Annotated in this window: 10 protein-coding genes; 6 read left to right on the top strand and 4 right to left on the bottom strand. The window is 53.3% G+C overall.

Features of this window, described 5'->3' with window-relative positions; translation table 11 throughout:
• The first annotated feature begins 31 nt into the window (after positions 1 to 31).
• From G6Q15_RS09030 to argC, 4 genes are all read left to right on the top strand, one after another.
• Positions 32 to 1,549, top strand: coding sequence for an NAD(P)/FAD-dependent oxidoreductase (locus tag G6Q15_RS09030; RefSeq protein WP_164117925.1), 1,518 nt, complete (start codon positions 32 to 34; stop codon positions 1,547 to 1,549).
• Positions 1,550 to 1,611: 62 nt separating this feature from the next.
• The gene (locus G6Q15_RS09035; protein WP_164117928.1) at positions 1,612 to 3,003 is read left to right on the top strand and encodes a leucyl aminopeptidase family protein; all 1,392 of its coding nucleotides are present in this window, start codon (positions 1,612 to 1,614) and stop codon (positions 3,001 to 3,003) included.
• A 96-nt stretch (positions 3,004 to 3,099) separates the two neighbouring features.
• Positions 3,100 to 4,008 (top strand): C40 family peptidase, encoded by a 909-nt coding sequence (locus G6Q15_RS09040; protein ID WP_240330827.1) that lies wholly within the window; start codon positions 3,100 to 3,102, stop codon positions 4,006 to 4,008.
• On the top strand, positions 4,008 to 4,946 hold the full coding sequence (argC, locus tag G6Q15_RS09045) for an N-acetyl-gamma-glutamyl-phosphate reductase (protein WP_164117930.1): 939 nt from the start codon (positions 4,008 to 4,010) through the stop codon (positions 4,944 to 4,946). The genes G6Q15_RS09040 and argC overlap by 1 nt, the downstream gene beginning before the upstream one ends.
• On the opposite strand, the gene G6Q15_RS09050 is transcribed toward argC, so the two are convergent.
• Genes G6Q15_RS09050 through cysQ form a run of 3 tightly spaced genes read right to left on the bottom strand, consistent with a single transcriptional unit; the run spans position 4,943 to position 7,445 of the window.
• Entirely contained in the window at positions 4,943 to 5,392 is a 450-nt protein-coding gene (locus G6Q15_RS09050; protein ID WP_164117932.1) for a GNAT family N-acetyltransferase, read from the bottom strand. The two genes, argC and G6Q15_RS09050, sit on opposite strands and share 4 nt — an antisense overlap.
• Positions 5,393 to 5,438: 46 nt before the next feature.
• The gene (locus G6Q15_RS09055) at positions 5,439 to 6,617 is read right to left on the bottom strand and encodes an acyl-CoA dehydrogenase (protein WP_164117934.1); all 1,179 of its coding nucleotides are present in this window, start codon (positions 6,615 to 6,617) and stop codon (positions 5,439 to 5,441) included.
• A gap of 18 nt (positions 6,618 to 6,635) precedes the next feature.
• On the bottom strand, positions 6,636 to 7,445 hold the full coding sequence (cysQ, locus tag G6Q15_RS09060) for a 3'(2'),5'-bisphosphate nucleotidase CysQ (RefSeq protein ID WP_164117935.1): 810 nt from the start codon (positions 7,443 to 7,445) through the stop codon (positions 6,636 to 6,638).
• 80 nt (positions 7,446 to 7,525) lie between these two features.
• Here cysQ and gloB point away from each other — a divergent pair, with 80 nt between their 5' ends.
• Both gloB and G6Q15_RS09070 read left to right on the top strand, forming a co-directional pair.
• The gene (gloB, locus tag G6Q15_RS09065; RefSeq protein ID WP_164117938.1) at positions 7,526 to 8,290 is read left to right on the top strand and encodes a hydroxyacylglutathione hydrolase; all 765 of its coding nucleotides are present in this window, start codon (positions 7,526 to 7,528) and stop codon (positions 8,288 to 8,290) included.
• Positions 8,291 to 8,405: 115 nt separating this feature from the next.
• Positions 8,406 to 8,594 (top strand): hypothetical protein, encoded by a 189-nt coding sequence (locus G6Q15_RS09070; protein ID WP_164117940.1) that lies wholly within the window; start codon positions 8,406 to 8,408, stop codon positions 8,592 to 8,594.
• An 18-nt stretch (positions 8,595 to 8,612) separates the two neighbouring features.
• Here G6Q15_RS09070 and G6Q15_RS09075 read toward each other — a convergent pair.
• A partial coding sequence (locus tag G6Q15_RS09075) for an MFS transporter (protein ID WP_164117942.1) occupies positions 8,613 to 9,868 on the bottom strand: 1,256 nt, incomplete at its 5' end.

Below are 9,868 nucleotides of genomic sequence, written 5' to 3' on the forward strand. Positions count from 1 at the left end.
CCGAAATAGCGCAAAAGCAGATGGAATGGTTATGGGACAGGAAAAAACAGCCGACTATGTCGATGTGTTGATTGTCGGTGCAGGAATTTCCGGCATTGGCATGGCAGCGCACTTGCGTAAATTTTGCCCGGGCAAGAGCTTTGCCATGCTCGAACGGCGCGATAACCCGGGTGGGACATGGGACCTGTTCCGATATCCTGGTATCCGCAGTGACAGTGACATGCATACGCTGGGCTATAATTTCAAACCATGGACGCAGCAAAAGGCGATTGCCGATGGCCCGTCCATACTGAAATATCTCCACGAGACCATCACTGAATATGATCTGCAGGACCATATCCGTTTTGGGCATGAAGTACTGTCAGCAAGCTGGTCAAGCGCGGAAGCATGCTGGACGATCACTGCGCGGCGGACGGATGGCAGTGAAGCACAGCTTAAAGCCAATTTCCTGTTCATGGGTTCCGGTTACTATAATTATGATGAGCCCCATGACCCAGTTTTCGAGGGGAAAGAGGATTTCAAGGGACAGATTGTCCACCCGCAATTCTGGCCCAAAGACCTTGATTATGCCGATAAGAAAGTTGTTGTGATCGGCAGTGGCGCAACTGCGGTCACAATAGTACCCAGCATTGCGGATAAAGCCGGCCATGTTACAATGCTGCAGCGTTCACCCACTTATATGTTTGTCAGTCCGGCGAAAGACAGAATGGCCAATTTCATGCGCAGGATATTGCCAGACGCATGGGCATATCGGTTCACACGTTTCAAAAATGTCCGGCTACAGAATTTTATGTTCAAACTGGCACGCAACAAGCCGGAATGGATGAAGAGGCGCTTGCTCAAGAATATAAGGGAAAAGCTTACAAACGAAAGCGATATGGCGCATTTCAAACCGCGCTACAATCCATGGGAACAGCGCCTGTGCCTAGTGCCGGATAATGATTTTTTTGAAGCTCTGGCAGCGGGCAAGGCATCGGTTGTCACGGACCATATCAAACGGTTCGATGCGACGGGAATAGCGTTGGAGTCTGGCGAGCATGTTGGTGCGGATATTATTGTTACCGCGACAGGGTTGAAGCTTGCTGTGGCGGGCAAGGTCGATTTCACGGTTGATGGCAAACCTGTCAATTTCCATGACCATTTCTATTATAAGGGCTGCATGTTTTCCAACGTTCCGAACATGGTCATTGTGTTTGGATATCTGAATGCGTCCTGGACGTTGAAAGCCGATATAGTATCGGAATATACTACACGGCTTCTCAATCACATGGACGCTACAGGCGCAAAAATTGCCAACCCCTATCTGGCGAACCCTGCCGCTATGGAAGAAGAAGACGTTTTCGACTTTTCTTCCGGTTATATTCAGCGCTCTTTGGATGAACTTCCCAAGTCTGGCGCTGAGCTGCCGTGGAGGCTCAATCAGGATTATCTGGAAGACCGAAAAATACTGCGCACCGGGCCATTGGAGGACGGTGTCATGCATTTTGGCAATGCCGGTGAACTGACACCGACAGGCGATAATACCAGAATATTGGAAGCTGCCGAATAATTCCTGCTACTAAAAGGTGAAACAGGCTCGCGCGGCAGACAATCAGTCGCTATATAGCGGGGATGATAGATTTTACCGATATTTTGAAAGCCGATAAGGGGCAGGATGCCCGTGATATTCATGTTGTTGACAGCAACAGTTTCAAGGACTGGCTGAAAGACCAGTCGGGCCGTGTCCGTGCGATGGTGGAAGCACAGAAATTCACTGGTAAGGCGCATGAATTTGCTATCCTGTCCGGCGACAAGGTGGATGAATGGTCGGTGCTGGCTGGTGTTTCTTCTGAGAAAGCACTGAAAAGCTGGTGTCTCGCCAAAGTCGCGGAAAACCTGCCTGAAGGCGCATACAGACTGTTTGAAGATGTGGACGCGGGGGACGCCATGCTTGGCTGGCTGCTCGCGCATTACAGTTTCGACCGGTACAAGAAATCGGAAAACCAGACCGGCAAGCGACAGCTTTTGGTAAGCAGCCCAAGCCGGATTGATGCGATGCTGATAGAGGCGGAGGCTACGGCGCTGGTCCGTGACCTGGTCAACACTCCTGCCGAAGATATGGGGCCGGACCAGCTTGAGAAAACCGCAAAGCGTCTGTCCAAGGATTACAAGGCTGAACTTTCAATTATTCGCGGTGATGATCTGGAACAGGGTTATCCCATGATCCACGCAGTTGGCCGAGCGGCCAAACGGGAACATGCGCCGCGCCTGCTGGAGCTGGAATGGGGTAATAAAAGGCACCCGCGTGTGGCTATTGTCGGCAAAGGCGTGTGTTTCGACAGCGGTGGGCTCGACATCAAGTCGGCGGTCGGCATGCGGCTGATGAAAAAAGATATGGGCGGCGCGGCGCATACATTGGCGCTGGCAGAAATTATCATGCGCGCAAACTTGCCGGTGCGGTTGCACATGCTGGTACCAGCGGTTGAAAACGCCATAGCAGGCAATGCGTTTCGCCCCGGAGATGTGATCAAAAGCCGCGTTGGGCACAGCGTGGAAATAGGCAATACTGATGCCGAAGGGCGTTTGGTACTGGGCGATGCACTGACCAAGGCATGCGAAGCCGAGCCCGAGCTAATTATCGATTTTGCCACGCTGACAGGCGCCGCGCGAGTGGCACTGGGGCCGGATCTACCAGCGATGTTCGCGAACAACGATGACTTGGCCAACGGACTTTTGGAAGGCGGAAAGGCCGTGCATGATACGGTATGGCAAATGCCTCTTTGGGATACCTATGCCGAATATCTGTCGAGCGATATTGCCGATATCGGCAATAGTGGCGGCGGTTTTGGCGGCTCGATACAGGCTGCGTTGTTCTTGAAAAAATTTGTTACAGGCGATGCCGAATGGGTGCATTTTGACACATTTGCGTGGCGGCCGACTGCACGCCCAGGCCAAACTAAAGGCGGGGAAGCGCTGGGACTGCGGGCCAGCTGGGCTTATTTGCAAAAGCGTTACGGGAAATAGGACTTGGGCAACATGCTTGCAAAATCGGGTGATTTTGGACAGATGATAGAAAAGCCAGCATGTATAAAAGCGTGGCGGGGGATATAAGCTAGGAATATGTCAGATTCTTCATCCAGTAATAAGCAGCAGCGTTTTGAGCTGAACGGCCCGATGGGCGACTATGACAAACGCACAACGCATATCCGTGGCGATCTGGCCGATATAAAGCTGGCCGGAAAACTTTTCGCGCCACATTATGTCGTACCGCAGCCGCGCAGCTGTGTGATTGCGACAGCCACCATGCACGAACTGCCCATGGGCGATGCCAGGGCAGTCTCGCAGCTTGTCCACGGGGAAATATTCGCAGTCCTGGATATTTCCGGCGAATGGGCCTGGGGTTTTGGCACGCATGATGACTATCTGGGATATGTACGGCTGTCAGCGCTGGGTGAGGAAACGGAAGCCAGCCATGTTGTGGATGCACGTGCGGCGCTTATATTTGCAAAACCCGATATCAAGTCTGCCCTGCTGCAACGCCTGCCTATGGGCGCACGTCTTGAATGTACGGCGATGGAAAGCGAGGATGCCAATCCTGATTTCCTAAAAACCGGCAAAGGCTATGTACATGCTCGGCATGTGTCCGAACTGGGTTCCACAAAAGAATCTATTATCGACATTGCGCGAAAGTTCATGGGTGCACCCTATGTCTGGGGCGGCCGCAGCGGCGATGGCCTTGACTGCTCCGGCCTTGTGCAGATGGTGCTCGGCATGATGGGAATGGATGCGCCGCGGGATAGCGACCAGCAAATGGCCGCGCTGGGCAGTGACGTACCTGAAGGCGAAGCATTGCAGGCTGGTGATATCATATTCTTCCCCGGTCATGTCGGGATTATGACTAGCAGCGACAACATGATCCATGCGAACGCGCACTGGATGCAGGTGGCGGAAGAACCGCTTGCGGATGTTATTGCACGCTTCCCTGTTGATGTGGGGCACCCGGTCCTCGCGCGCAAGCGTCTGGCATAGTGACCGTTTCGGTATTTATTGATGGGGCCATCGGTACTACCGGTCTTGAAATAGGTGAGCGGCTGTCAGGGCGGGCTGGTCTTTCGTTGATTCGGCTTGATGATGCGGTGCGCAAGGATACAGCGGCCCGTGCGGAAGCAATGAATGATGCTGATTTTGTCATTCTGTGCCTACCTGATGATGCGGCGCGTGACGCCATGACGCTTATCCGCAATGAACATGTGCGCGTAATCGATGCATCGAGCGCGCACCGTGTCGTGCCGGGCTGGACATATGGCTTTGCCGAGATGCATGAGGGGCAAAGGCAGGTCATTGGCAACAGTTGGCGAGTGTCCAACCCCGGTTGCTATCCGACAGGGTTTCTGGCGCTCGTTGCGCCACTAGTGGAACGGGGCTTGCTACCTGCAAATCACGGATATACGGTCAATGCCGTGTCGGGCTATTCAGGCGGTGGAAATGCGCTGATTAATCGCTTTCGGATGGAGGAACCCGATATCGGTTTTCGCACATATGCGCTTGATATGGTGCACAAACATCTTGCGGAAATGCAGGTGCATGCCGCACTTGACCGTGCGCCTTTATTTGCGCCCTCGGTCGTGCGTGCGATGCGCGGGATGATGGTGGAGGTGCCGTTGTTTCTTGACAGTGATGCCGGGTTTGCCAGTGCCCGCGAACTGCATGATGCACTGAGCGCACATTATCTAGGCGAACCATTGGCCAATGTCATGCCGATGGAAAACACACCCGCCGAAATATTGCTGTCTGAAAATATGGTGCCGAGTGATGCGCTCACTCTGCACGTGCTTTCCAGCGCAGACGGTTCGCAGGTACGGCTTATCGCTGTGCTCGACAATCTGGGCAAAGGTGCCAGCGGCGCGGCGGTGCAAAACCTGAATATTATGGCCGGACTGGATGAACTTGCCGGGTTAAGGATCTAGGCTTCCGTACATAAACCAGCAGCTAGAGTCTTGGTCAGATAGTGGGAAGCGTGACCTTTTGGGCGACCGTGCAAAGTGGCGATATGTTCATATCCATTTTTCTCATAAAATGGCTTTGCCTGCCAACTGGTTGTTTCAACAAGGGCTTTTTCACATTTTTGCTCTACAGCAAAGATCTCGGACGATCTGATCAGTTCCTTCCCGATTCCTTTACCTCGGCACTCTTCTGACAACCATAAAAGTTCAATATGCAGTGTATTCCAAAAGCATGTAGCACGAATTCCGCCTATAATTTTGTGCGCGTCGTCCCTGGCGAAGACGAAGAATTTCTTCTCGTCCTCATTCGGTTCCAGATCAGGTATTTTTGAAAAATTATAATCCATTATTCCCTGGCTTAAAACATCCGAATCTTTTTTAGGAGGATCCGTGGTAACTTCAATGTTCATGGCTTGCCTATCCATTAGGCGCGCATGATCAGTGCCAGAGAAAGCATTAGAAAAACGCCTGTAGTCCTGTTTGCGCGCGCCCCAGTATCAGCGCGTGCACATCATGCGCACCTTCATAGGTATTGACCGTTTCCAGGTTCACCATGTGACGCATCACCTGATATTCCTCGCTGATGCCATTGCCGCCGTGCATGTCGCGCGCCATGCGCGCGATATCGAGCGCCTTTCCGCAATTATTGCGTTTGACGATAGAGATCATTTCGGGGGCAAAGCGGTTTTCGTCCATCAGGCGGCCGACGCGCAGCGAGCCCTGCAGGCCAAGCACTATGTCGGTCTGCATATCGGCGAGTTTTTTCTGGTAAAGCTGTGTCTGAGCCAGCGGGCGGCCAAATTGCTTGCGGTCCAGACCATATTGCCGCGCGGCGTGCCAGCAGAATTCGGCCGCACCCATCGCACCCCAGCTGATGCCGTAACGCGCACGGTTGAGGCATCCAAATGGCCCCTTCAGGCCTTCCACACCGTCCAGCAGATTTTCTTCCGGTACTTCAACTTCGTCCATCTGGATCATGCCAGTGGTGGATGCACGCAGGCTCAGCTTGCCCTCGATCTTCGGTGCACTCAGGCCTTTCATGCCTTTTTCAAGGATAAAGCCCTTGATCGCGCCGTCATGTGCGCCGGATTTGGCCCAGACTACGAAGACATCTGCGAAAGGTGAATTGGAAATCCATGTTTTTGCACCACTCAGCACATAGCCGCCATCAACCTTTTTGGCGCGTGTTGTCATGCCGCCGGGATCGCTTCCTGCATCGGGTTCTGTCAGTCCGAAACAGCCGATCAGTTCGCCTGATGACAGGCCGGGCAGGTATTTTTCGCGCTGGGCATCATTGCCGTAAGCGTTAATTGGGTGGATGACGAGTGAGCTTTGTACCGACATCATCGAGCGGTAGCCGCTGTCGACTCGCTCCACTTCGCGCGCGATCAAGCCATAAGCGACATAGGATGCTTCCGCTCCACCATATTGTTCGGGCAAGGTTGCGCCAAGCAGTCCGGCCTGACCCATGAGCGGGAACAGCTCCGGTGCAGAGACTTCATCACGGTATGCATCGATGACGCGGGGCTGCAGTTCGCCTTGCGCAAAGGCAGCGGCGCTGTCCTTGATAAGGCGCTCGTCTTCGGTGAGCTGGTCGTCAAGGAGAAAAGGGTCGTCCCATTGGAAAGGGGTCATATGAAACTCCGGTCGAGATTAGAATATCGGTTGCACATCGCCATAGACGATAAAATGCGGATTGTCATAGCCGCGTTCGGCCTTGTTATAGTTTAGATGTTCACCGGTTTCGGTCAGCACTTTGCCGCCTGCCGCCTGCACAACGGCATGTCCCGCCGCGGTGTCCCATTCCATGGTCCGGCCCATGCGCGGATAGATATCTGCTTCGCCTGCGGCCACCAGACAGAATTTAAGCGAGGAGCCTGCGGATTTGAGTTCGCCAACCGAAAACCTTTCAAGAAACGCATCGGTTTCAGGGGTGCGGTGTGACCGGGACGCTACGGCGGCCAGCTGGGCAGGGGCCTTGCGGATGGTAATGGGGCGGCGCGCGCCTTCGTCTGGCACTGCACTGCCCGGCTCCGCCTCGCAGCGCCAGGCACCTGTCATGCCTTCGGCGACATAGAGCATTTCAAGGGCAGGCGCGTACACCACACCGCGCATAGGTATGCCGTCTTCGATAATGGCAATGTTCACCGTAAAATCGGTGCGGCGGTTTATAAACTCGCGTGTGCCGTCGAGTGGGTCAACACAGGCGAACAGGTTGCCAAGTTCGGGTATTTTGCCTTCCGAGGCAGATTCTTCGGCCAGTACAGGCAGGGCAGGTGCATGTTCTTTCAGCCGCTTGAGAATAAGCGCTTCGGCTTTTTGATCCGCTTCGGTGACAGGGGAATCATCGCCTTTCTGGCCAATTTCAAAGCCTCGATCATAAATCTGCATAATAAGCGCGCCCGCTTCCAGCGCGATTCCTGCGAGCACATCTCCGGTCAGTTTTGATGCAGCATTTGCCATATGGCGATTCCTTAGCCTTTAACGTGGTTCGTCCTTCTGTTATTGCCAAAGCGGTATAATGCAAGTGCAAAGGTCCATTTATGCCGATAGAAATCCATCAGTTTCCATGTCTTTCCGACAATTACGGCTTTTTGGCCCATGATCCGGCAAGCGGGGAAACGGCAGCGATTGATACACCCGATGCCGATGAATATCTGCGGCAGGCGGAAAGTAAGGGCTGGACCATCACACAGGTCTGGAACACGCACTGGCACCCCGACCATGCCGGCGGCAATCTGGCCATTAAGGAAACAACTGGATGCACGATCACCGCGCCTGAGGGAGAAGGCGGGAAAATTGCTGGTGTGGACCGCGCAGTCAAAGCGGGTGACCGTGTTACGCTGGGCAGCATTGAGGCGGATGTGATGGACGTTGCCGGGCATACACTGGGGCATATTGCCTACCATCTGCCATCTGATCAGGTTGCTTTTGTTGGTGATTCCGTTTTTGCGTTGGGTTGTGGGCGGATGTTTGAAGGGACACCGCAGATGATGTGGGACAGCCTGAAGCGTATTCGTGCGTTACCGCCCGAAACCGTGCTTTATTGCGCACATGAATATACGCTCGCCAATGCAGAATTTGCCGAGAGCATCGATCCAGAAAACCTGATACTACGTGACTATGTGAAGAATGTTCGGGGCAAGCGTGCCCGCGATGAATGGACTGTGCCGACACAGCTCGGCAGGGAAATTGCCGCCAATCCTTTTTTGCGCGCGGATGACCCCGTGCTGCAACAGGCCATGGGCCATGCGGGTGACGAAGTGGCCACATTTGCAGCTATCCGGACAGCCAAGGATAATTTCTAATCTATGCAAGCACCGCGGCATAATTTCGCGGTAACCTGTCCCGTTCCGGCACAGCATCGCTGTTAACCATAGATAACAGTATCTTATATAGTGAAGATTCGGTTAACATGTCTGCATGAAAAACGCTGAAGCATATAATTTGCCGAATCCGGGTCATGATTTTCGCCGTGCTCTTCCCAAAGCAGTTCTCCATGTCGAATCCGAGGAGCAGCAGGAGCAGGCTGGCTGGGCAAGCGATGATAGCCGCCTTTTCTTTATGAGCTTTGTGGCATTTTTCCTGGCGATTACCGCCTTTATTTCCTGAACAACCAATCTGCCGCGGTTAGTGGTCGATTTTTTCGAGGAACATGGCGGGTTCATCATCGCAGGCCTTGTGTAATATCCAGCCAAGATAGGCGGAAAACAGGCACATTCCAGCAACAAGTATCAGCAGTCCGGCGGTCGTTACGCCCATTAGTCCAAGAGCGGATGCTGTTAGTGAACCCAACACCATACAACCGGAATTGACGACATTGTTGGCGGCAATTGTGCGTCCTGTCTCGCTGATATCGACGGTCGTGGTCAGAAATGCGTATAGCGGTACCACAAACATGCCGCCGGTAATGGCAATGCCTGCCAGTGCGGCAATAATAAACCAGCTATGCTTGAAGCTGATAAAATCCCAGAAATCATAAAGCTGTCCTTCTGGCAGACCCTGCCAGCCAAGGCACAGGAAGTAGAGCAGCAATGCAAAACCACCCATGGCGATCACACTAATCGGTGCAAACCTTGCTGATACCTTGCTTTTGAGAATCAGGTTGATGAGCACCGAACCAATGGCGATTCCGATGGAAAACACACCCAAAACGCCAGTGGCAACACTGGGATCAGCAGTCAGAACGTTTTTGACCAACGGTGGAAACAGGATGATCAGCACTGCACCAATCGTCCAGAAAAAACTGATAGCGATAATGGCCAGAAATACAGTGCGGTTTTTCATGGTGGCGCGGATGAGATTATAAGAAGCGCGAATGACGTTATAATCGATCTTCTCGCGCGCCATTTGCGGCGGTGCAGCAGGGATTTGCCGGGCAGATATCCAGCCGGCTATGGCGACAACCAGGACGGCGCCTGCTGCCAGTTTCGGGTCATATTCCCCGGGTACGGTTTCGGTGGCATAGATCAGGGCTCCGCCCAATATCGTGCCGCCCAGGATGGCAATATAGGTGCCGGCCTCGACAAGGCCTGTACCCGCCAGAACTTCTTCTTTTTCAAGGTGCTGGGGCAGGATGGCATATTTGATTGGCCCGAAAAATGTCGATTGCAGCCCCAGCAGGAACAGGGCTGTCAGCATCAGCGGAATGTTTTCGTATATCAGGCCAATGCCGCCGACTATGGCGAGCAATATCTCGATATTCTTGACCAGGCGGCTGATCCGCGCTTTGTCGAAATTGTCGGCAAGTTGTCCCGCCAGAGCGGAGAAGAGAAAGAATGGCAGGATAAAAAGTCCCGAAGAAACCGCGCTGAACTGCGCTTCCTGAAGCGGGTCGTTGTATATGCCATAGACTACCAGAATCAGCATTGAGAATTTGAAAAGGT

The sequence above is a fragment of the Sphingorhabdus sp. Alg239-R122 genome, assembly GCF_900537065.1.
Taxonomy (GTDB): Bacteria; Pseudomonadota; Alphaproteobacteria; order Sphingomonadales; family Sphingomonadaceae; genus Alg239-R122.

Coding starts and splice junctions, on each gene's coding strand:
- G6Q15_RS09030 (WP_164117925.1), top strand. CDS start 32: ATGGGACAGGAAAAAACAGCCGACTATGTCGATGTGTTGATTGTCGGT.
- G6Q15_RS09035 (WP_164117928.1), top strand. CDS start 1,612: ATGATAGATTTTACCGATATTTTGAAAGCCGATAAGGGGCAGGATGCC.
- G6Q15_RS09040 (WP_240330827.1), top strand. CDS start 3,100: ATGTCAGATTCTTCATCCAGTAATAAGCAGCAGCGTTTTGAGCTGAAC.
- G6Q15_RS09050 (WP_164117932.1), bottom strand. CDS start 5,392: ATGAACATTGAAGTTACCACGGATCCTCCTAAAAAAGATTCGGATGTT.
- G6Q15_RS09055 (WP_164117934.1), bottom strand. CDS start 6,617: ATGACCCCTTTCCAATGGGACGACCCTTTTCTCCTTGACGACCAGCTC.
- cysQ (WP_164117935.1), bottom strand. CDS start 7,445: ATGGCAAATGCTGCATCAAAACTGACCGGAGATGTGCTCGCAGGAATC.
- gloB (WP_164117938.1), top strand. CDS start 7,526: ATGCCGATAGAAATCCATCAGTTTCCATGTCTTTCCGACAATTACGGC.
- G6Q15_RS09070 (WP_164117940.1), top strand. CDS start 8,406: ATGAAAAACGCTGAAGCATATAATTTGCCGAATCCGGGTCATGATTTT.